The 22,887-nt window shown below is 69.8% G+C and carries 11 protein-coding genes and 3 pseudogenes; 9 read left to right on the top strand and 5 right to left on the bottom strand.

Going from position 1 to position 22,887, the window contains the following annotated elements; translation table 11 throughout:
- On the top strand, positions 1–1,701 hold the full coding sequence (locus ACWIGU_RS04510) for an ATP-binding SpoIIE family protein phosphatase (protein ID WP_454397367.1): 1,701 nt from the start codon (positions 1–3) through the stop codon (positions 1,699–1,701).
- Between the two features lie 44 nt (positions 1,702–1,745).
- Here the strand turns inward: ACWIGU_RS04510 and ACWIGU_RS04505 are convergent, their stop codons facing one another.
- The gene (locus tag ACWIGU_RS04505) at positions 1,746–4,742 is read right to left on the bottom strand and encodes a glycosyl hydrolase (RefSeq protein WP_454397365.1); all 2,997 of its coding nucleotides are present in this window, start codon (positions 4,740–4,742) and stop codon (positions 1,746–1,748) included.
- 228 nt (positions 4,743–4,970) lie between these two features.
- Between ACWIGU_RS04505 and ACWIGU_RS04500 the strand changes: the two genes are divergently transcribed.
- From ACWIGU_RS04500 to ACWIGU_RS04490, 3 genes are all read left to right on the top strand, one after another.
- Positions 4,971–7,535 carry a beta-L-arabinofuranosidase domain-containing protein gene (locus tag ACWIGU_RS04500; protein ID WP_454397363.1) on the top strand — a complete coding sequence of 855 codons (2,565 nt, stop codon included), beginning with the start codon at positions 4,971–4,973 and terminating at the stop codon, positions 7,533–7,535.
- 117 nt (positions 7,536–7,652) lie between these two features.
- Complete coding sequence (locus tag ACWIGU_RS04495) at positions 7,653–11,015, top strand: glycosylhydrolase-like jelly roll fold domain-containing protein (protein ID WP_454397361.1); 3,363 nt, start codon at positions 7,653–7,655, stop codon at positions 11,013–11,015.
- Positions 11,016–11,057: 42 nt separating this feature from the next.
- Entirely contained in the window at positions 11,058–14,312 is a 3,255-nt protein-coding gene (locus ACWIGU_RS04490; RefSeq protein WP_454397359.1) for a family 78 glycoside hydrolase catalytic domain, read from the top strand.
- Between the two features lie 126 nt (positions 14,313–14,438).
- Here ACWIGU_RS04490 and ACWIGU_RS04485 read toward each other — a convergent pair whose 3' ends face one another.
- Complete coding sequence (locus tag ACWIGU_RS04485; RefSeq protein ID WP_454397357.1) at positions 14,439–15,056, bottom strand: amidohydrolase family protein; 618 nt, start codon at positions 15,054–15,056, stop codon at positions 14,439–14,441.
- Here ACWIGU_RS04485 and ACWIGU_RS04480 point away from each other — a divergent pair.
- The 3 genes and pseudogenes from ACWIGU_RS04480 to ACWIGU_RS04470 all read left to right on the top strand — a co-directional run bounded on the left by ACWIGU_RS04480 (position 15,025) and on the right by ACWIGU_RS04470 (position 18,380).
- Entirely contained in the window at positions 15,025–16,377 is a 1,353-nt protein-coding gene (locus tag ACWIGU_RS04480; protein WP_454397355.1) for a Gfo/Idh/MocA family protein, read from the top strand. The genes ACWIGU_RS04485 and ACWIGU_RS04480 overlap by 32 nt on opposite strands.
- A gap of 480 nt (positions 16,378–16,857) precedes the next feature.
- A complete protein-coding gene (locus tag ACWIGU_RS04475; protein WP_454397353.1) occupies positions 16,858–17,550 on the top strand; it encodes an alpha/beta fold hydrolase in 693 nt (230 codons plus the stop codon).
- A gap of 246 nt (positions 17,551–17,796) precedes the next feature.
- Positions 17,797–18,380: pseudogene (locus ACWIGU_RS04470) on the top strand (dihydrofolate reductase family protein).
- Between the two features lie 92 nt (positions 18,381–18,472).
- Here ACWIGU_RS04470 and ACWIGU_RS04465 read toward each other — a convergent pair.
- Both ACWIGU_RS04465 and ACWIGU_RS04460 read right to left on the bottom strand, forming a co-directional pair.
- Positions 18,473–18,805, bottom strand: a pseudogene (locus ACWIGU_RS04465) (transposase); the annotation flags it as partial.
- Positions 18,806–18,893: 88 nt separating this feature from the next.
- The gene (locus ACWIGU_RS04460) at positions 18,894–19,550 is read right to left on the bottom strand and encodes an HD domain-containing protein (RefSeq protein WP_454397351.1); all 657 of its coding nucleotides are present in this window, start codon (positions 19,548–19,550) and stop codon (positions 18,894–18,896) included.
- A 123-nt stretch (positions 19,551–19,673) separates the two neighbouring features.
- Between ACWIGU_RS04460 and ACWIGU_RS04455 the strand changes: the two genes are divergently transcribed.
- Positions 19,674–20,462, top strand: a complete 789-nt coding sequence (locus ACWIGU_RS04455; protein ID WP_454397349.1) for a helix-turn-helix domain-containing protein — start codon at positions 19,674–19,676, stop codon at positions 20,460–20,462.
- Between the two features lie 64 nt (positions 20,463–20,526).
- Here ACWIGU_RS04455 and ACWIGU_RS04450 read toward each other — a convergent pair.
- Positions 20,527–21,480: pseudogene (locus tag ACWIGU_RS04450) on the bottom strand (alpha-L-fucosidase); the annotation flags it as partial.
- A 177-nt stretch (positions 21,481–21,657) separates the two neighbouring features.
- Between ACWIGU_RS04450 and ACWIGU_RS04445 the strand changes: the two are divergent.
- The gene (locus tag ACWIGU_RS04445; RefSeq protein WP_454397347.1) at positions 21,658–22,857 is read left to right on the top strand and encodes a sensor histidine kinase; all 1,200 of its coding nucleotides are present in this window, start codon (positions 21,658–21,660) and stop codon (positions 22,855–22,857) included.
- Positions 22,858–22,887 lie beyond the last annotated feature (30 nt).

The following is a 22,887-nucleotide window of genomic DNA, read 5'->3' as shown; positions in this document are numbered from 1 at the left end:
GTGGCCGACGCCGTGGTCGATGTCACCGAACGGCACCTCGCACAGCAGCGCCTTGCACTGATGGCCGAGGCCGGCGCGCGGATCGGTACGACCCTGGACGTGCTCCACACCGCCCAGGAACTGGCCGACGTGGCCGTGCCCCGGCTGGCCGACAGCGTCGGCGTGGACGTGCTGGAACCCATGCTGAACGGGGGAGAGATCCTGCCTGGCCCGGTCGCGGATACCCCTGTCCTGAGGCGGGCCGCCTCCTGCTCCCGCCGTACCGGAACGGCGCCAGGGGTGTATGAGGTCGGTGAGGTCAGCAGCTATCCCGGGGTTGCGCCCGCCTCCCAGGCGCTGGCCGACCACAAGCCGCGCCTGATCCGCACCGTCGCCGACGACAGCGCATGGGTGCGCGGCGAGCCCGTGAGAGGCCGCAGGATGCTGGAGGAGGGCGTCCACTCACTGATGCTGGTTCCCCTGGTCGTTCGCGACTGCGTCCTGGGGCTGGTTTCCTTCCACCGGTGGGACACGGCGCGGGGCCCCTTCGAAGACGACGACCTCGCTCTTGCGGCGGACCTGGCCGGCCGTGCTGCGGTGGCTTTGGACAACGCCCGTTGCTACGCAAGCGAGCGCAACGCCGTACTCACCCTGCAGCAGGGCATGCTGCCCGAACGGCATCTCGCCCCCAGCGCTGTGGACTGGGCCCAGCATCTGGTCCACTCCGGCTCCGGGGGCGACTGGACGGACGTCATCCCCCTTCCCGGAGCCCGCGTTGCGCTGGTGAGCGGCAGTGTCCCGGGCCGGGGTCTCCGCACGGCCGCCACCGTCGGCCGGATCCGGGCTGCGGTGCACACTCTGGCCAACCTGGACCAGCCTCCGGACGAAGTCCTGGGCCATGTCGACGCCCTGGTCCGCGACCTTGTCGGGGAAGGCACCGAATCACCTGACGCCACTCCCACAGGCGCGACATGCCTCTACATGGTCTACGACCCGGTGACCCAACAGGCCACCATGGCATCGGCAGGCCACCCCGTGCCGGTCATCACCCGCCCCGACGGCACCGTCACCGAGTTCAGCCCTCTTGTCGGAGAACCTCTCGGCAGCTCGGGGCCGTCATTCGAACGGGCAACCCTTCATCTGCCCGAAGGCAGCCTGCTCGTACTGCGCACTCGCGGACTCTTCCAGACGTTCGATGCGGAGGCCGGACGTGCCGAGCTGGAGAGAGTCCTCGCCGCCCCCGTCACCTCCCTGCAAGATCTGAGCCTTACCCTCACCGAGGCGCTGGTGCCCGCAGACCCTCAGGACGACGCCGCCGTTCTCGTAGCCCGCACACGGTCACTGAACGCGGACTGTGTTGTCACCTGGGACCTGCCCCCCGACCCCGCCGCCGTCGCCACAGCCCGCACTCTCACCACCAGTCAGTTGACGGCCTGGGCCTTGGAGGACGAGGCGTTCGCCACAGAGCTGATCGTCAGTGAGCTCGTCACCAATGCGATCCGCTACGCCGCACCACCCATCCAACTCCGCCTGATTCGCGACCGTGCGCTGACCTGCGAGGTATCCGACGCCAGCAGCGCCGCCCCCCTCCTGAGGCACGCCCGGACCACCGACGAGGGCGGCCGCGGACTCCTGCTGGTCGCCCAGCTCGCCGAACGGTGGGGCGTGCGCTACCAGGACCACGGCAAGATCATCTGGGCCGAGCAGTCGATCAGCCCATAGGCCTGTCGTGGGACCCTCTTCTTGGCTTCCCAGGGTTGGCGCCGTCAGCGGTCCAAGGTGGCCCGTCCGTACGGGATCAGGTGCACCGGACCGATCAACCCGTAGTTCTGTGGCTTGGACGTGCCGAAGGCCGGGGCGTTGGTGACGCGCAGGCGGTTCAGCAGCGTGGTCGCCACCTCGATCTCGATGGTGTTGGTGCCGCGTCTCAAGTGCGGGCCGAGGTCGACCTTGGGCGTCAGCTGGTCGGCGCCCTCCAGGCTGTGGCCGTTCACGGTGACGCGGAAGGTGTCGAGGACCTCGCCGAGTTCGAGGTACGCGCCGTAGCCACCCGTCCAGGCGGCGTCGAGCTGCACGGTGGTGCGGTAGCGGCCGATGCCCGACACGTTCTGGAGTTCCGGGATCTGTGGCCAGGCCTGCAAGCTGTCCAGAGTGATCTCGTGGTCCTTCTTGATCGTTTGCGACGGCCGCGCGCCCGGCTGCCAGTCCTCGACCGACAGCTCCCAGCGGGTGAGCGGCAGTGGCTCGGGCACCTCGGTGAGGGACGTCTTGACGGTGCGGCCGTTGTCGAGGGTCGTACCGTACGTGCCGGCCCGGACATCTCGGATCTCCAGGCGGCCGCTGTGGCCGCGGCGTATCTCGGCAGCCTCGCTGTGCGTCGCGTACGGGTGCGGCCCCTCGGTCCACCGCCCCGGCCGGGTGAGCGCGATGATCGTTGTCGCGCCTGGGTCGAGGGAGATCCGCAGGCGGATCCGGCCGTCCTCGGTACGGGAGTACAGCGGCAGCGCCGTGACCGATCCGGTCCAGGCGTCCAGGACGTAGGGGACGGCGTCCCGGCGGGGGCCCGTGAGGGAGACGTCGTGGCTGATGGGCGTGCCGGTCGAACCCTTCTTGTTCACCGCGTCGTTGGCGAAGAAGTAGTAGTCGGCATCCTCGTCGGCCCGGTGCGCGTGCACGAGCATCGAGGACTGCGCGTATTCCGCGTCGCGCCGCAGCCCCAGTGCCGCGATGGCCTGCGGCACATCGGGCCGGTCGGCGACGGAGCGGACGGTGGGCAGGGCGAACAACTCGTCGAGCAGGGACTTGAGTTCGCTGTTGTCGCCCGGCCCCGGCAGTCCCGGCACATGGCCGTCGGACCAGTCCCCGATGACGATCACGGGAAGTCCTGCCTTCGCGTAGCCGATCAGCTTCTTGGCGACTTCCGGCTCGAGGGTGTGCTCCTTCCCGGACAGGATGTCGCCTTCGATCACCAGCGCCTTGAACGCGGGGCCGTCCGGGGCGAGACGGCCGCCGCGGACCTTGGCGGAGGGCAGGTCGAGGACTCGGGGGCTGAGGAAGAGATGGGTCCAGCCGACGGGAACGCCCTCGGCGGTGAACCACGGGGCGCCGAGGCCGGTGCCGGCGGGCCCCTGCTGGCGCAGGATGCCTATGTCGGCCCGGTTGACGCCGGTCTGCAGGATCTGCTGCGTACGGCTCAAGTAGCCGGCGATCTCGGGCACATGGCGCCAGGTGGGCTGGCGCGGTCCCCATGCCTCGCCGAATCCGGCGCCTCCGTTGTACGGGGAGAAGGCGGCGAAGCCGGGCCAGGCAGCGCCGGGCGCCTCGGCATAGGCGAAGCCGTGCAGGACCGCCTGGTTGACCCCGGCCGCGTACTGCGGGACCAGCTTCTTGAGTGTCGCGTCCCACGTGGTGGAGTAGGCGCCGCCCCAGGTGGCGCCGGCTTCGTCGGAGACGATGAGTTTGCCGCCCATGTCACGTCCGCCGGCCAGGCAGCGGAAGTCGTCCGGGTTCTTGAAGCCCAGGGACTCGCCCTCGGTGATGTCGAGCACGGCGGACGCGTGGACCGAGTCGTTGCCCACGCCGTACGGCTGGACGCGCAGTTGCAGCCCGAGCCCGTGCGCCCAGTCCTGCAGCGGGCGGATGTGGTGGTCGACGTAGAGGTCGCTGAGCACCTGGATGACGTCGCGGCGTACCGGCTTGTCGATGGCGCCCCCGAAGGAGAAGACGGGGTCTTCGTCCCGCTCGAGCACCGTCGCGAGATGCGGCAGGAGCGCGTAGCCCCGGCTCTTCTCGAATCGGGCGGGCAGGTCGGGCGTCCACAGCGTCTCGTCGGTCTCCAGCTCGATGGAGTCCTCGAAGAGCGCGCCACCGGTCGTGTGCAGCAGCCTGCGCAAGGCGGAGGTGAGGATGTTGCGTTCCCAGTAGTCGATGACCGCCCGGGTGCCCGCGTCGCTGAAGTGGTCCACGACGTAGGCGCGGGGGGTGGTGTGGTCGGGGCCTTCCGGGCGCTGGCCGGAGCCGCGTTCCCAGTAGGCGATGACGATCCAGGTGCCGCTGTCGCCGGGCGCAGTCCAGCTGAGGGCGCCGTCCGTCACGGCATCGGTGAGGTCGGTGACGGTGTCGTGGTCCAGGAGGACGGGGGAGTCGGTGGGGGAGGATCCGTCGGTGACGCGGATGGCCTGGACGTAGAGCAGGTCCTGGCGGGTGACCGCTTCGTCGCCGGGCTCCGTGCCGGGGGGCGGGACGGGCCCGGAGTGGCTCTGGCCTGCGGGTACGACGGCGGTGCCGTGCGCCAGTTCCTTGGTGGCGGCCCGGTGATCGGGGGTGATGGAGGGTACGGCGGCCGGCCATGCGGGGCCGATGGTCAGGTCGACGCCGATGTCGCGTTCGGCGGAGCGGCGCAGTGCCGTCTCGACCGCCTTCGTCCAGGCGGGGGTGCCCCAGCCGTGACTGGCGGGGTCGATGTGTTCGCTGAGGCTGTGTGTGACGGCGGCGATCTCCACGCCGCCGAAGCCGGCGGCGGCGATCTGGTCGACCTCGCGCTCGATCTCGGCGGTGTCCACCAGGGCGTCGGGCCACCACCAGCGGAACTTGGGGCGGACCGTGGACGGGGGCGCGGCGAAACTCCCCGGGGTGGTGCCCCGCCGAGTCGTGTTCTGGGTGGTCGATGTTGCGCCTGCCGCCGCTGTCGCGCTCCAGGGCACAGCCGCGACCGCACCGGCCGCGGCACCCATCTTCAGCAGCGCTCTTCGTCGCAGGCTCATGACCATCCCCTTGTCGTGCATGGGTGCACTCGATGTTTGAACGATTCAATAAATCTGGCGGGACCTTACGGGGCGCGCGCAGGGGAAGGCAAGAGTGGTGCCAGAAATCACCTGCTGCACGTCTCTTGACGGAGAGGTGAGCAAGCTCAAGGATCTCATCGAGGTACTGAATCGTTTTAACCACTCGTTCAACTACCCATCCGGCAGGTTCTAAGGAGCCGCATCGTTATGCCTGGACACCAGCTGACCCGGCGGAACTTCATGGTCGCCGCGGGGGTGGGCGCCGCCGCGGCGACGCTCGCAACCGGAGGCAGCGCCACCGCCGAGCCCTCAGCCGCCGTCGGAGGTCCTGCACGTGCGCCGCTCTCGCCGTTCCCCCTGCGCGCGGTCACGCTCCTCAACAGCCCGTTCCGTGCCAACATGCGGCGCACCTGTGCCTACTTGCTGGCCGTCGACGCGGACCGGTTGCTGCACACCTTCCGTACCAACGTCTCGCTGCCCTCCGGCGCCGAGCCCTGCGGCGGCTGGGAGTCACCGGACGTGCTGCTGCGCGGCCACACCACCGGACACCTGCTCTCCGGCCTGGCGCTCGCCCACGCGAACACCAGCGATACGGCGTATGCGACCAAAGCCGGCCGGATCGTCGCCGCCCTCGCCGAGTGCCAGGCCGCTGCCCCCGCCGCCGGCTTCGCGCCCGGCTACCTGTCCGCCTTCCCCGAGGACGTCTTCGACGACCTGGAGGCCGGCGGCAAGCCCTGGGCGCCGTACTACACCCTCCACAAGATCATGGCCGGGCTCCTCGATCAGTACGAACTCAGCGGCAACACACAGGCGTTGGATGTGCTGCGGGGCATGGCCGGCTGGGTGGAGCGGCGGACCGCCGCCCTTTCGTACGAGACGATGCAGGCGGCGCTGAAGGTCGAGTTCGGCGGTATGAACGACGTCCTCGCCCGGCTGCATCTGGCCACCGGAGACCCCGAACCGCTGCGCACCGCACGCCGCTTCGACCACGAGGACCTGTACGGGCCCCTGGCCGAGGGCCGCGACGAACTCGCGGGACGGCACGCCAACACGGAGCTCGCGAAGATCGTCGGGGCGGTCCACGAGTACGAGGCCACGGGCGATGCCCGCTATCTGCGCATCGCCTCGTACTTCTGGCGCACCGTGGTGAGCGACCACTCGTACGTCATCGGCGGCAACTCCAATCTGGAGTTCTTCGGCCCGCCCGGCGAGATCGTCAGCCGACTGTCGGAGGACACCTGCGAGAACTGCAACAGCTACAACATGCTCAAGCTCGGCAGGCAACTGTTCCTGCACGCACCGGACACTGCGGCATACATGGACCACTACGAGTGGACCCTGCTCAACCAGATGCTCGGCGAGCAGGACCCCGACTCCGAGCACGGCTACGTGACGTACTACACGGGGCTGTGGGCCGGTTCGCAGCGCCGGCCCAAGTCCGGCCTCGGCGCCGCTCCCGGCAGCTACAGCAGCGACTACGACAACTTCTCCTGCGACCACGGCACCGCTCTGGAGACCCAGACGAAGTTCGCCGACACGATCTACGCCCACACCCATGACGCCCTGTACGTCAACCTCTTCATCCCGTCCCAAGTCACCTGGCAGGACCGGGGCGTGACCCTGCGGCAGGAGGCCGACCTGCCGGACTCGGAGCGCATCCGCCTCACCGTCGTGGCCGGCGGCGGCCGCTTCGAGGTGAAGATCCGCGTCCCCGGCTGGCTGGGTGAGGGTGGTCGCGGTCGTCGAGCCGGGGTGCGGGTGAACGGCCGAAGCGCCGACGTCGACGCACGCCCCGGCAGCTACCTGACTCTGGACCGGCTGTGGCGCACCGGCGACACCGTCGAACTCACCCTTGCCATGGAGCCGACTTGGCGGCCGGCGCCGGACAATCCGCACGTCAAGGCTCTCTCCTACGGTCCCGTCGTGCTGGCCGGGGCGTTCGGCGCCACCGACTCGCCGACCATACCGAGCATCGACCCGGCATCCGGGCGTCAAGTCGCCGGACGCAAGACCGAGTTCAGAGCAATCGTTGAGGGCGCCGAGGTGCCGCTGCTGCCGTTCCACCGCGTGCACCACCAGCACTACAACGTCTACTTCACCGTGCCGCCCCGTCCCCGCCCGGCCCGGGAGATCGCCCGCTACGCCCTCGCCGAGGGCCACGGCACCACCACGGCGGACAGCACCGGCACCTTCGGGACGGCCACCCTCACCGGCGGGGCTCACTGGACCGCCGACGGGCGCACCGCTGTCGAACTCGACGGTGTGGACGGCCATATCGGGCTGCCGCCCGGTCTGATCACCGGACTCGTGGAACTGACCGTCAGCGCCTGGTTCCGTCTCGACTCCCTCGCGAACTCCGCCCGGATCTTCGATCTGGGCTTCCACAAGAGCACGTACTTCTACCTCGCCCCGCGCACCGGCTCAGGACGCGCCCGCGCCGCACTGAAGATCGCGGGCATGGACGGCGAGGACGTCATCGACGCCCCCGGACCCCTGCCCGAAGGGCGCTGGACCCACGTGGCGGTCACCCTCCAGGGCGGCGCCGACGGCCGCACCGGTGGCGGCACGGGTGTGCTCTACGTCGACGGCGCCGAGGCCGGCCGCAACGACGCCCTGGTCATGAGCCCTTTGCTGCTCGGCGCCACCAGCCGGAACTACCTGGGGCGGTCGCAGAACTCCACGCACCCCTTCCTGCACGGCGCCATCGGCGACTTCCGCCTGCACAACCGGGCACTGTCCGCCGACGACGTCGCCGGCCTCGCCCACACCTGACCCTCCCCATCGCCCTGTCGCGGCGCTGCCACGTGCGTCCGCACCCGCACCAGCACACGCGTCGACATCAGCACACGCGTCGACACCCGCACCCGACCGTCCGAAATGAGCTCTCCCATGCCTCAATTCCCCCTGTCCAGACGCAAGTTCGTCGCCGGCGCCGCGATGACGGCGGCCGCGATCGGGGGCGGAGCCCTCGGCGGCACCGCCGTCGCAGCCCCCTCCCGGGGCTTCAGCCCCGCCGCCTTCGCCGACCCCCGCCGCGACAGCCGCCCCGCCGTGTACTGGTACTGGAACGGCCCCGTCACGAACGAACTGGTCGACACCCAGCTCGCGGACCTGCGCGACAAAGGCATGTACGAGGTCGTCGTCTTCCCCTACGACAACGAGGAGATGCAGCCCGCCTTCTTCACCGAGGAGTGGTTCGACGTCGTCGGACACGTCCTGGAGGAGGCCGAGCGCACCGGCATGCGGGTGTGGCTGTTCAACGACAACCACTTCCCCAGCGGTCGGGCGGGCTACCTGGTCGCCCAGGGCGGCAAGGTCGGCTCCCGCACCTACGAACCCCGCCCCGAGCTGCGCCTGAAGGGGCTGTGGCGATCCACCACGGTCGTCGAGGGGCCCGCGCGCGCCGACCTGCTCGAGACCACCGGAGTCGCGGTCGACTCCGGCCGGCTCGTCGCCGACGCCGCCGTACTCGCCGGGGCCGCCGTGCTGCACGGCGGCGACGACTGGGCGGACTACGACGTGAACGGCCACGCCAAGGCCGAGTGGGCGGCCGCCGGGCTCGTCGTGCGCGCCTCACAGAGCGGCGCCGACGGTTATGCGGTCGCCTTCGACCAGAGCGGCGTCGTCACCATCTCCCGCCTGACCGGCGGCAGTGCGCAGGAGCTGGCCAAGAGCACCCGGACCGACGGCTTCAACCGCACCAAGTTCCACGCCCTGGCCGTCTCCGTGCGAGGCACCACCCTGTCGGTCACCCTCGACGGCAAGGACAAGGGCACCGTCACCGACGAGGCACACCCGCGCGGCAGCGTGGGCGTGCGCGCCGTCGCGGAGCAGCGGGGCCTGTGGGAGGACCTGACCGTCACCGCGGCCGACGGCACCGCCCTGTACAGCTCCGCCTACGACGACCCGGGCGCCGCCGGACAGTTCCACACCCGGCCGATCCCCGACGGTGCGCCCCGCCCCGCCGCCGCGGCCGCCCGCCCGGCAGGCTCGGGTGACGCGGGCGAACTCGTCGAGCTCACCGGCGACTTGCGGGACGGCAGGGGCTGGCAGGTGCCGGCGGGCCGCTGGCAGATCGACCTGTTCGGCGGCGCTGTGCTCTCCGACGACAGCTCCGGCTACACCCGCGGCTATCTCGACCTCCTGGACGACGAGCCGGTCGAGCTGTTCCTCGACGCCGTCCCCGGCGAGTACCACCGTCGCTTCGCCCGCTACTTCGGCACCGTCATGCCCGGCTTCTGGGACGACGAGCCGTTCATCGCCTCCGCAGGACCGCACCCCTTCAAACGCCTGCCCTGGTCGCCCACGCTCGCCGACGCCCTGCACGAGGTGGGCGCCGAACCCGGCAAGGCCTACGCCTGCGTCCACGACGACCTCGGCGCCGCAGGCCGGATCCTGCGCGGCCGCTACTGGCGGGCCGTCTCCAACCGCTTCGCCAAGTACTTCGAGAAGCAGGCCCACTGGTACGCGGACCGGGGCGTCCGCCTGATCACCAATCCGCTGTACGACGAGGCGTCCCCGTCCAAGCGCATCGTCTCCACCGGTGACCTGCACAAGGTCAACCAGTGGGCGCAGGTGCCCGGCGGGGACTGCATCACCGCGGAGTACGTGCTCGGCGAGCCCAGCATGGACCCGCGCAATCCCGCCTCGGTGGCCCACCAGACGGGCCGCGAGCGCGCCCTGATGGAGGCGTTCGGCAACATGGGCTGGCAGGTGGCGCCCGAGTTCGTGCACGCGCTGCTCGGCGCCTTCGCCACCCGCGGCATCAACCTGACCGTGCTGCACGCGCTGTGGACCGACGAGACCCACGTCTACTTTCCGCCGCCGTTCGGTCCCCGCGCCCCGTGGTGGTGGGCGATGCACCCGGTCGCCGACTGGATCGGCCGGGTCATGGAACTGGCCCGTGGCACCTCTCTGGCCCGTACCGCCCTGCTGCAACCGCAGTACGCCGCAGAGCAGTTGGCCGGCATGACCGGCACCGAGGAACAGAGTGCGGTGGACGGCGCGTTCGCGCAGACCGCCTACGCCCTGGAGCGCGCCCAGGTCGACTTCGACCTCCTCCACGAAGGCGCCCTGGCGGGCGACCCGGACCTGCTGTGCCCGGCCGTCGTCAAGGACGGGCGGCTCGCCGTGGGCAAGGCCCGCTACGACCTGGTGGTGGTGCCCGAGACCCCCGTCCTCGACGTGGAAACCGCCCGTGCGCTGGCCCGCTTCGCCCGCGCCGGAGGGACCGTCGTGGCCGTCGGGACTGAGCCCGGCCGGGAAGCCGACGGACACGACGACACACTGCGGCGCGCACTGGGCGAGCTGTTCGACAACCAGCGGGCCGTACGGATCGAAACGGTGGACGGACTCGACGCCGCCACCCGCAAGGCCGGCGTCCGCGCCGCCGTCCTCGAACCCGCCGCGCCCGCCGTCCGCGTCCTGCGTACCTCACGCGACGACGACATCGCCTTCCTCTTCAACAACGAGAGCGCCACCCCCGTCGACACCTGGGCCACCCTGCCCGCCCGCGGCACACCGCAGTGGTGGGACCCGGCGACCGGAACGGCCCGGCCCGCGCCCGAGTTCCGCACACCCGAGCGGCCCGGCGACGGGGTACAGGTGCCACTGCGCCTCGGCCCGTACGAGACGCTCGCCGTGGTCTTCCGCGCGGGCCAGACGCAGCTGCCGCACCTCACCGACGCCGGCTCCCTGCCCATCACCTCCGTCACCGCCCACGACGGCGTCCTGCGGGTGGCCGCCCTCGCCGACACCCCCGGCACCTGGCGCCTGACCGGCAGCCACGGCCACCACACCTACCGCGCCACCGCCCGCGTCACCGACCCGCTCGAGGCCATCGCGCTCGACGGCGACTGGACGCTGACCCTCGACCAACCGGACGCTCAGCCCGTCGTGCGGCCGCTCGCCAGCTGGAGCGACATCGCCCCGCTGTTCTCCGGCAGCGCGACCTACACCAAGGACTTCGACCTCGACCGCGCGGCCGTCCGCGGACGCCGCCTCTACCTCGACCTCGGCACGGTCCGCGAGGTCGCCCGGGTGACGGTCAACGGCACGGTCCTGCCGCCGCTGCTCTGGACCCCTTACCGCGTCGATGTCACCGACGCGCTGCGCGCAGGGACCAACCACATCGCGGTACGCGTCTCCAACACGCTGTCCAACGAGCGCAAAAAGCCCCTGCCCTCGGGGCTTCTCGGACCGGTGACACTGCGCCCGCACCGGCCCCTCACCGTCGACCTGCCCCGCGGCTGACCCCGTCTGGAGACCCGTATGTCCGTCCACTCCACATCATCCATGCGAGCACGCACCAGACACGCCCTCGCCCTCGCCACCGCACTGACCGCCCTGGCCACCGTGGTGCCGTCCGCCGTGCCCGCCGGCGCCGCGCCCTCGCGCGGACGCGCCGAGGCGATCGCCCTGCAGACCCAGCACCTGCGTACCGCGCTCGGCATCGACGACACGACCCCGGACCTGAGCTGGCAGCTGAAGGGGCACGGCCGCAACGTCGACCAGAGCGCCTACCGGATCCAGGCCGCTACCAGCCCCGGGAAGCTGAAGGACGGCCGGCCCGACCTGTGGGACTCGGGCAAGGTCCGTTCCGCCGCCCCGCGCTCGGTGTACGCGGGCAAGGCCCTCGGGTCCCGCGACCGGGTGTACTGGCGGGTCCAGCTGTGGACCGGTGCTTCGGGGACGCCCTCCGCCTGGAGCGACACCTCGGCCTTCGAGACCGGGCTCACCCGTGCCGACGACTGGTCCGCACAGTGGATCACCCATGACGACTGGCGGCTGAGCAAGCGCAGGATAGAACCCGTCGTCGTCGCCCTGCCGAAGACCACGGCCCGTTACGTCCGGCTCGATGTCACCGAACTGGGCCTGCCGCTCGCCGAAGACACACCCGACAGTCGAATCTGGCGCCTCCAGCTGGGCGAGATCGAGGTCCGCGACTCGGACGCACCGGACACCGACCACGCCAAGGGCGCAAGCGTCACCGCGTCCGAGAGCGGCGAGGTGCGCAAGGTGTGGGAGCCGCGCCTCGCCGTCGACGGAGAGACCAACAGCGCACTCGTGCGCGAGGCCGGCTACGCGAGCAAGCCGCACACCGACCCCGACGTGTCCGGCTCGCCGATCCCCCTCACGCTCGACCTGAAGGAGTCCAAGTCCTTCGATCAGGTGGTGCTCTACCCGCGCGCCGACGTCCTCACGGACACCGGCAAGGTCCCCAACTTCCCCGTGGACTACGCCGTTTCGACCGCCGACGCCGCCGACGGCCCCTGGGCGAAGGCGGCCGCCGTGACCGGACAGAAGCCGCCCGAGCCCTACCTGCCCTCCGGACTGCCCCTGTTCGCCAAGGACTTCACCCTCCCCAGAGGTATCCGCAGCGCCCGGCTCTACGTCGCCGGCCTGGGCATCCACGACACGCGCCTCAACGGCGAGCCGGTCGGGGACGCCGTTCTGGAGCCCGCCAACACCGACTTCGCCGACCGCGTGCAGTACGCCACGTACGACGTCACGAAGCGGCTGCGCAAGGGAGGGAACACCCTCGCCGTCGAGCTCGGCAACGGCGCCTCGAACGTGGTGAGCACGGCTGATCGCTACCGCAAGTGGTACGGCAACTTCAGCGACCCCAAACTGGTCGCCCAGCTGGAGGTCACCCTGGACGACGGCACCGTACGCCGCGTGAACACCGGCTCCGACTGGCGCACCACGCTCGGCCCGACGACCTCGTCCAACTGGTACGGCGGTGAGGACTACGACGCGCGCCGCGAGCTGCCCGGCTGGGACGAGCCCGGCCGCGACCGCTCGTCCTGGTCGCCCGCCACCACCGTGGGCGAGCCCGGCAGCGCTGAGGAACCGGCGGCGCTGAGCGCGCGCGAGACCGAGCCGGTGCGCGTCATGGAGACGTTGCAGGGCAAGGAGGTCGACGGCGCGGACGGCAGCCGCGTCTTCGACCTGGGCCGCAACATCGCCGGCTGGCCGGAGATCACCGTCACCGCCCCCGCAGGCACCCCCGTCCGCATCTACCCCGCCGAAAGCCTGAAGGACGGTCACGCCTTCCAGTCCATCAGCAACGTCGGCGCTCCCCTGTGGGACAGCTACACCACCAAGGGCGGCGGCCGTCCGGAGACCTGGCACCCCAAGTTCAGCTATCACGGCTTCCGTTACCTGGAACTCAAGGGCCTGCCGGAAGGCGCCACCGTCTCCGTGCGCGGCAAGGTCCTGCACACCGACAACGCCTCCGCCGGCACGTTCACCAGCTCCGACGACCTGCTCAACGGCATCCACGGGCTGATCCGCCGCTCGATCGAGGGCAACATGATGAGCGTCCTCACGGACTGCCCCAGCCGCGAGAAGCTCGGCTGGCTCGAGCAGAACCAGCTCGTCTTCCCCTCCCTCGCCGCCAACTACGACATGGGCTCCTATCTGCGCAAGATCGTGCGGGACATGGCGGATGCCCAGACGACGGAAGGACTGATCCCCAGCACGGTCCCGGACTACGTCGAACTCTCCGGCGCCTACCGCAACGACGCCAACTGGGGCGGTGCGTTCGTCCTCGTCCCCTGGCAGCTCTACACGACGTACGGAGACGAGGAGACGCTCCGCACCTACTACCCGCAGATGAAGCAGTACGTGACGTTCCTGGAGCAGAAGGTCTCCGACGGCATCCTCGACTACGGTCTCGGCGACTGGATCACCCCTGACCGCACTTTCCCCCGCGCGGTCGCCGGCACCTACGGCTACTGGCGGGTGGTGGACGCGATGAGCCGAATCGCCGAAGTCCTCGGCAAGCGGGACGAAGCGGATCGCTACCGGGAGAAGGCGGACGCCGTGGCGAAGGCCCTCTCCGACAAGTTCTACGACCCGGCCACCGGCACGTTCGGCGGAGGGGGCCAGGGCGCGGAGGCCTTGGCCCTGGACATGGGCGCGATACCGCAGTCCGCACGCGACCGTGTCCTCAAGCACTTCATCGACAGCGTGCAGTCCGCCGGACATCACCTGGTCCTCGGCGAGATCTCCCTGCCCGCCGCCTTGCGCGTCCTGTCCGAGGCGGGCCGTGACGACATCGTGTACGAGATCGCCACGCAGACGACGAGCCCCAGCTACGGCTATCAGGTCGAGGCGGGCAACACCGCCCTCGGCGAGACCTGGGACGGTGGCCCCGGCCAGTCGCAGAACCACTTCATGCTCGGCGCGATCGACGCCTGGTTCACCGCCCGTCTCGCCGGGATCGAGCAGCGGCCCGGCAGCATCGGCTACCGCGAACTGCGCATCGCGCCAGCGGTGTTGGGCGACCTGACCTCGGCCGCAGGTTCGTACACCACACCGTACGGAACGGTCCGCACGAGCTGGCACCTCAACGGCTCGCACTACCGCCTGACGGCCACCGTCCCGGCCGGAACGACGGCCGAGGTCCATGTCCCGGCCAAGGCGGGGCAGGTCGAGGCGGACCCGGGCGCGCGGCTGGTGCGTACGGAGGACGGGGTCGCGGTGTACGAGGTGGGGTCGGGGGAGTGGAGCTTCGACTCGACGTTCACGCCGAGTGGGAAATGAGGTGCGGATCAGCGGCCTGCTGAAGTGGTGTGTCCGGACTCGCATGCGATGGCGCGGGGCCCTCACCGACCAGCGTCGAGCTGCCGAAGGCCAAGTACCGCCGGGGAAAGTGCGAGCCCTCACCACTCAGCGACCCGCCCCTCCGCATGCCGCCAAACCGCGTCCGGATGGCTCCAGCCGACGTTCTGGGCGACCACGGCAGCTTCGTCGACGGTGATGCCGAGGCCGGGTCCGGTAGGGAGCGGGAGCGCGCCTTCCGTCGGGGTGAGCGGGGCGGGGTCCCGTACGCAGTCGGCCATCTCGCCCCGGGGCAGCCCGGCATAACCGGTGTGGTAATGCAGGCCGTGGCTCCTTGATGTCCCGCAGGGCCTGGTCGATCGCCGCCGCCGCAGTGGCCAGGACCAGGCCCGCCGCTGCGAACTCGACGTACGGGCGCAGCCTTTCGAGGCTGGGTTCACAGCCGCCCAGGGTGACGAGACCCGATAGTTTGCACACCATCCGCGGTTCGGCGGCCAGCTCCCGCACGGGACGAGCCCAGGATGCGAAGTCACCCTGCCCCAGGGGAGGTTGCCTCAGATGATCGAGCACGAAGGTGACAGCCGGGCAGACACGCACCGTGTCGAGTGCGGCGGACGCCGCGTGCGCGTGCCCTCTCGACGGAGAGTTGATCGTCCGCCGCCTCACCGGCCCGTCCCACGGAAGGAACACCGAATTGCCCGCCCTCACGACTCGGCGCACAGCCATCGTCGGCACCGGACACCGTGCCCAGATGTACACCCGAGCCCTCGGTGCCCGCCCCCACTACGACGTGGTGGCGCTCGCCGACCCCAGCCCGACGCGTATCGCCCACCACAACCGACTGCTCACCGGCCTCGGCCGCCCGCAAGCGACGGCCACAGCGCCCGACGACTTCGCGGACCTGCTCCACCGCGAGCGGATCGATGACGTGGTCGTCACCACTGTCGACGCCACCCACCACTGCTACATCGTCACCGCGCTGGAAGCGGGCTGCCGTGTCGTCACGGAAAAACCCCTGACGACCGATGCCGCCAAGTGCCGCGCCATTCTCGGCGCTGTCGAGTGCACCGGCGGCGACCTGTCCGTCACCTTCAACTACCGCTACAACCCGGCCCACGAAAAGGTGTGGCAGCTGCTGGCCGGCGGTGCGATCGGCGAGGTGCGCTCCGTGCACTTCGAGTGGCTCCTCGACGTGCGCCACGGCGCTGACTACTTCCGCCGCTGGCACCGCGAGAAGCGACACAGCGGCGGGCTCCTCGTGCACAAGTCGGGCCACCACTTCGACCTGGTCAACTGGTGGCTGAACGCGGCCCCTTCGCGCGTCATGGCCGAGGGCGGGCTCGTCTTCTACGGCCGCGGCAACGGCGAGACGACCGGACTGCGCCGGGACTACGAACGGGCACACGGCGCGGCGGCGGCCACCGCCGACCCGTTCGCCATCCACTTGGCGCAGGACCCCGCTCTCGCCACCCTGTACCTGGACGCGGAGGCCGCGGGCGACTCTTACGTACGAGACCGCAATGTGTTCGGCGACGGCATCGACATCGAGGACGACCTCGCGGTCCTGGTCCGCTACGACACGGGCGCCACCATGACGTACCACCTGACCGCCTACGCACCGTGGGAGGGCTATCGCGTCATGTTCAACGGCACTGGAGGCCGACTGGAGTTGGAGGTCGAGGAGAACACCTGGCAGGCCCCGCGCACCGCGGCAGCCACGGGCAAGGCCTCGCACGGCGGCGTGGTGATGGCCAATCCTGGCCGCACCCGTATCCTGCTTCGCCCGCTGTGGCAGGAGCCGCGCGAGGTCGGCTTCGAGGTGGCGCCGGGTTCGCACGGCGGCGGCGATCTGCGCATGCTCAAGCAACTCTTCGGCCCGCTCGGCGACGGCTCCGACGAGGGCGCGGCTCCGGCAGCGGGCAAGGGCGCCACGGCGCGCGACGGTGCGCTTGCCCTGGCGGTGGGTATCGCCGGCAACGAGTCGCTGGTCACGGGGCATCCCGTGGATGTGGCGGGCTTGTTCGGGGCGGGGGACACGGACCGCTGAGGTCGGCAGCAGCGATCTCCCGTTGTGTCAGGTTGTCTCTCGGGTGGCCCGACTCGACGACCACGCCGCCGTCCATGAGAGCGAATGGGGCCAGGACGACTGCGGCCATGCCGTGGGCGGCGGCCGTGGTGCCCAGTGGTGAGTAGCCGGCGAACCTGTAACGGATGAGGTTCACGCCGACCGCCTACGAGAGAGAACCGAGCAGAACCATTCCCGCACCGAGAAGTGCCGCCGTTCCAGAGTCGATGTGCTGCTCTCCGGCGGCGATGAGAGAAAGGGGCAGCACGGCCATGGCGAGCCCCAAGATCACTAGCGAGCCGAGCCGTTGCCGCAGCCCGCGGAAGGCGCCCTGTACAGCGAAATCGGTGCCAGGACGGCAAAACTGAGCAGCAGCCGCAACAGCGCCAAAGGGAATACGGGTGATCGGCGAGCTGGTTCGATGATGAGGACGCCCGGACGCAAGCCTGGAGGAGTGTCTCGATGAAGCTGCACACGCAGGAGTGGGGGACCGGCGACCGGATTGCAGGCCTGGTCCACGGAATCATGTCGGACCACAGGACCTGGCGCCGAGTCGGACCAGCACTCGCGGATCGGGGTTACCGAGTTATCGGGGTCGACCTTCGGGGACACGGCGCGAGCGGGCGTGGAGACTACAGCGCCGAGAGCTGGGCCGAGGACCTCACCGAAACCTTTCCAAAGGGCCTGGACCTGGCGATAGGGCACTCGCTGGGCGGTACGGCGCTGGCGCTGGCAGTCGAACGGATCGCTCCCCTACGCGCCGTCTACTGCGACCCCGCATGGGCGCTGAAGCAGCAAGAGGGTGTAGGTCCTTCCGTCTTCACGGACTTCAAGTGTGCGACCCGCGAAATGATCTCCACTCTCAATCCACGTTGGGACGAAGCCGACGTTGATGTCGAGCTGGCCACGCTCGCGGCCTGGGATCCGGCAACCGCGCATGCGGTCTTCGGTGTGCATGCGGTCGACCGGACGCCGGCACGGCCGGTGGTTCCCTCATTGGTTCTGGTGCCTGAACAGAGCTCCCTGATCTCTCCGGCAGGCTCGGGTCGCCTGGCTGAGAGGGGCTTCGAAGTCAGAACCGTCAGCGGGGCCGGACACAGCATCCATCGTGACGACTTCGACGGCTTCATGAGGTCGCTGCAGGGGTGGATCTGAGGGGCAGATGGCTTGACGGCGCTGGAGATCTGACGAATGGAGGAATGTTCAAGACTGTGGATCGGCGTGCCAGGCTCTTCTTCCCGCCTGCTGTGTCGCTGACCACGCTGGTCCTCGCCACCGCTATGGCCATGGTCGAGTCCTGAGGCCGGATCCGGGGCGGCCGGACTTCAGGAGTCGATGAGTTCTGCCGTGGTGTCCAGTCTGTATCCACACACCCGATCAACCGCCGTCGAGGAGCGCATCATGACCGCCACCTACACCTTCGACGTTTTCTCGACCCTCGACGGCTTCGGCTCCTACAACGATGACGGTGACTGGGGCGGCTACTGGGGAAAGCAAGGACCTGAGTTCCTGGACCGTCGCCTCGTCCAGTACAGCGAGGATCTGCGGCTGGTCCTCGGAGCGAACACCTTCCGGCTGTTCCTGCAGTACCTTGGCTCGATCACCGAGAAGTCTGAAGCGAGCGACCCCGTGAACACCCGGATGAAGCACCTGCCGACAACGGTGATCTCGACCACTCTGGAAGGCCCCTCGACTGGCCGGACGCGACCGTCGTGAGCGGTGACGCTGTTGACGTCGTCGCCCGGCTCAAGGAGGAGTCCGAGGTGCCGTTGCGCTCGCACGGCAGCCTGTCGATGAACCGGGCGCTGATGGCCGCCGGCCTGGTCGACCGCGTCCAGCTCACAATCTTCCCCGTGATCAGCGGTCAGACCGGCGACGCACCGATCTTCCAGGGCGCGGCAGACTTCGACCTCGATCTGATCGAACACCGGACGCTCGACGGCCACATCCAAGAGCTCATCTACCGGCCCACGCTGCATGTCTGAGTCCGTCCATGCACCCCGTTCCGTCAAGCAGCCGAACCTGACCGGCAGTTCACGCTGACCGGCATGCCCGACCGGTCTCACGGCCGCCCTGGTCACGCGACTTGCTGATCGCCTTCTGATGCGTCGGGTCGTTCGACGAGCTGGCCGTTCTCGAACCTCGCACCGGCGCGGACCAGGACGACGAGGTGGGCTCCGGTGATCGCCCGCCAGCCTGCCTGGGCGGATTCGACCAGCTTGAACACCATCGCGAGGGCTGCGGCCGGGCTGCCGGCGCCGCGTGTGACCTTGGTGCGGAGCTTGACGGTGCAGAAGGTCGACTCGATCGGGTTCGTGGTCCGCAGGTGGATCCAGTGCTCGGCCGGGACGTCGTAGAACGCCGGCAGTTCCTCTTAGTCGGCGGTGATCTTCGCGACGGCCTTGGGGAACGCTTCTGCCTCGTGGCCGTGAGCGTGGGGGTCGGTGCAGTGATCACAGGCGGATGCTCAAGGGGGTGTTGGCTGTCACGGTCACCCGTCACACCTTGGGTTCCGCACTCCTCGACCAGCCGCGCGTCTCGCCTTCGTCGATGAGACGGCGCCCGGCCCTCCACAGCGAGGAGGACGCGTCTCCGATCACCGCCTTGCGGGCTCGGACATCGTCGGCGGTGACGCCTGGGGTGCGCCATGTGCCACCGCGTGCCATCCAGTTGAGAAGCAGTGGCTGTAGCCGGTCCATGGCCTTGGCGAACCTGGCTTCGGGAGTGTGGCGTTGCTCGAATTCGTCCCAGAGCGCCCGCATGCGCTGAGCTTGGTCTGTGGGAAGCAAGGTGAAGAGTTCGTCGGCCGCGACGACTTCCCGCTCTTGTTGGTCGACACCCGCGGCACTGTCGTACAGCGGGGTGTCGCCCGCGTAGATCTCCACGAGATCGTGTAGCAGGACGAGCTGAATGGTGTGTCCTACGTCGATGGGCTGGTCGGAGTGTTCGGCGAGGATCGCGACCATCATCGCCAGGTGCCATGAGTGCTCTGCGTCGTTCTCGCGGCGGTCCGCTGCGGCGAGAGGCGACTGACGGAGGACGGTTTTGAGGCGGTCCACCTCTACGAGGAAGGTGAGTTGGGCGCGCAGTCTGGCGTCGAGATCGTAGGGGAAGGGCGTCTTGTCTGCCAGTAGGCTCCGGCGTTCATCGCTCATGCGTTCATCGTGGCACGCACCGCCCCGGCTCACAGACAAGCTGGATCAGAGCCGACACCACGTCGCATCCCCCTTGGCCGGGGCGCGGCGGCCGTTCGACGGCACAGCTGGTTAGGATTCACCATGCTCATAGGGAGACACGTGCGGGTCAGCTTGGACGAGCCACCACGGGTGGCTGTCGTCGGACGGAACGTGCACGGTGAGGGCGAACTGCGCGATGTCTTCCGGCTGCCGGACCTGTGGCAGCTGCACCTTTATCAGTACACCGCCGAATTGACGGTCGACAGGGAGGCGTTCGCGATCCGGCCGGGGTATGTGAGCCTGGTGCCGCCCGGGGCCGTGGTGCAGTACCGCTATCGCGGGCGGTCCGAGCATCTCTTCGCCCACCTCGAACTGCCCCGCACCGGCGATGCGTTGATGATCCCAGCCGTGCAGGACGCCGGTACCACGACCCCTGCCCTGACCGAGCAACTGCTGCAGGCGGTCGCTGCGGCCCCGCGCAATCCGCGGCAGGCGGCTGCCGAGGTGTGGTCGGTGCTGTGGCGGGTTGCCGAGCTGGGCCGGGGATCGGGGGAGAGCGGCGCGGGGCGGCCGCATGCCTCCGTCGCGGTGGCCGTCGCGCACATCGAGTCGCACCTGGCGGGGCCGCTCAGCGTGCCGGACGTGGCCGCAGCCGCCGGGGTCTCTCACAACCATCTGATCCGGCTGTTCCGCGCAGAGACCGGCGGCACGGTAGTGGCGTACGTCCGAGGGCGCCGCATGGCGCGCGCCCTCCATCTGCTGCACGAGTCGACCCTGCCGATCCCGACTGTGGCGGCGGCCGTCGGCATCGGCGACCTTCAGGCATTCAACAAGGCCTGCCGTCGTGAACTGGGCGCTGCCCCACGAGCGATCCGCGCAGGTACTGGGTGAGGACGAAGCTGCCCTGCCTGCCTCGCGTTACAGGAAGGCAGGGCAGACGTATGCGCCGGTGGAGTCAGTCGCGTCCCGTGCCCCGATACAGGTCGATCTCGCCCTCCAGCTCGACGGCCAGCACGGTGGCGTACGCATCCAGGTCCCCGGCCGCGGGTGCGTCGATCCACTGCACGCCGGGCACTTCGCCGAGCCCGCCGGTGACCTGATGGCCCAGCTCCGTGCAAGGCCCCACTACGCTCACGCGCTTGACGGGATTGCGCAGTCCACGGATGCCGATGGTCTCGCGCGGTGCGTCGAAGCAGTACAGGTAAAGCGTGCGCCGGTCGGCGGACAGGGTGCTGGGCCCGTAGTGGTGCCCGGCCGGCAGCCCGGCCACTGTGCCGTACACGGCCTGGGAGTGCCGGGCGATCCAGCTACCAAGCCCTTCGAGGCGATCGATCTGCTCCTGCGGGATGGTCCCGTCTTCCCGAGGGCCCACGTCCAGCAGCAGATTGCCGCCCATGCCGATCGTCTCGGCGAAGTAGCGCACCAGCCGGCGCACCGACTTGTGGTTCGTGTCCTGGTGCTGGAAGCCCCATGAGTCGTTGACGGTCAGGCACAGCTCCCATGGCCCGTCCGGGGAGGCGAGCGGAACGCCCTGCTCGGGCGTCGCGTAGTCGCCATAGCTGAGCATGCGTGCATTGAGGACGGTGTCCGGGTTGCCCGCAAGGATCTTCTCGGACAGCTCCCGCATCTTCCACTGGTCCTCGCTGCGCTCCCACTCGCCGTCGAACCACAGCAGGTCGGGGCGGAAGCGTGCGACGAGTTCGCCGACCTGTCCGTCACGGTAGGTGAGATAGCGCGCCCAGGTCTCGGGGTTCTCGACGCCGCCCTCGGGTGCGACGAAGCGGTTGGTGATTACGTCGTCATTGGGCGGCTGCGGGTGGACCACGCTCGCGTAGTCGGGGTGGTACCAGTCAGAATGAGAGTAGTAGAGACCGACCTTGAGCCCTTCCGCCCGCAGAGCATCCGCATAACTGAGCCCCGCTGCACCATCAGGGATCCCAGCGGCAGCAATGGCGTAGCTCGTTCTTCCGCTCTCCGCCGTGCACCTGCTGCCCGACCTTTCCGCACCTGGTTCTGGCCTGTCCGGGGCGGCTCCTTGCGCGCGTGGATCGGGCAGCGTGTCATGGGAGGCCCGCCCTGGAGCCGCATGTTCCCCCGCACCGCCGCGCCCGACTCGGCTCCCGTTGCCCGCCGCGGTATCTCGTACAGTCCCGCATGGGTGCGGGTCGCCATCGGCCTGGTGGCCGTTCTCCTCCTCGGGCTGATCGCCGCGGAAGCCGTGGTGCTGACCAACCAGCCCACGGCCCAGCGAGCCATCGCCCTGGGGACCGGAGTCGCCGTGTGTATCTGCGCGATTCCACTGCCCCGCGTTCCGTTGGAAGTTCGCGGTACGGTCGCCGCCGTCCTGTCCCTCTCGGCCACCGTCGGGCTGCTGCTTTTCGATCACAGCTTGCGTGACTGGGGTCTTGGGGAATGCGTAGCGCTCCTCCTGCTCCTGGCACCCGTCCTCCGCCGCAGCGCGCCGAGGACCGCTGCCAGGCTGGGGCCCGCCCTGGCAGTCGCGGCGATCACCGCGCCCGTCCGGGACGCACACCCCGGCCCGTTCACGCTGATCGCGGCGACCCTGACGGCCCTCGTCACCACCAACGCGCTGTCGCTCCGCGCCGCCGACCGGCGCCGGGTCGTCGAATCGGAGGCGGTGCGGGCGGACGAGAGGCGCGATCTGGCGCGGGAACTGCACGACCTGGTCGCCCACCATGTCGCCGGGATCGTGGTCCTGTCGCAGGCAGGCCGCGTGACCGCCCGTGACGACCGGGCCGCGGTCGAGGCGTTCAAGGCCATCGAGACGGAGGGTGGAGAGGCCCTGGCGGCGATGCGGCGGCTCGTCGGCCTGCTGCGCGCACAGGCTCCCGACGAGCCGGTCGCCGGCATGGAGCAGGTGCGTGAGCTCGTGGACGCCTTCGCCCGCACCGGCCCGCCGGCCACCCTGCGCCTGGCTCCCGGTTTGTCCGAGCGTCTCGATGAGACACTCGCGGCCACCGTTCACCGCATCGTGCGCGAAGCCCTCACCAACATTCGTAAGCACGGCCGCGGGGTCACCGCCGTCACGGTCGACATCCGCCCCGAGGGCACGGCCGCTGTGAGGGTGGTCGTTCGCGACGATGGTCAGCCGAAGTCCGCCACTTCATCCCCGGGCGGCGCAGGCCGAGGTTTCGGAGTCCTCGGGATGACCGAACGCGCCGAACTGCTCGGTGGCCACCTCGTCGCCGGCCCCCAGCTGGAGGGCGGCTGGCAGGTCGAGGCGGTTCTGCCCGCCGAGCCGGCGGGGGAGACCGGCGGAATGTGAGGGGACTGTCGCGTCGTGCAGTGGCTGATG

The sequence above is a fragment of the Streptomyces sp. NPDC055400 genome (assembly GCF_053644375.1).
Note: the sequence above shows the minus strand (reverse complement) of the source record. Positions and strands in the feature narration are given on the sequence as shown.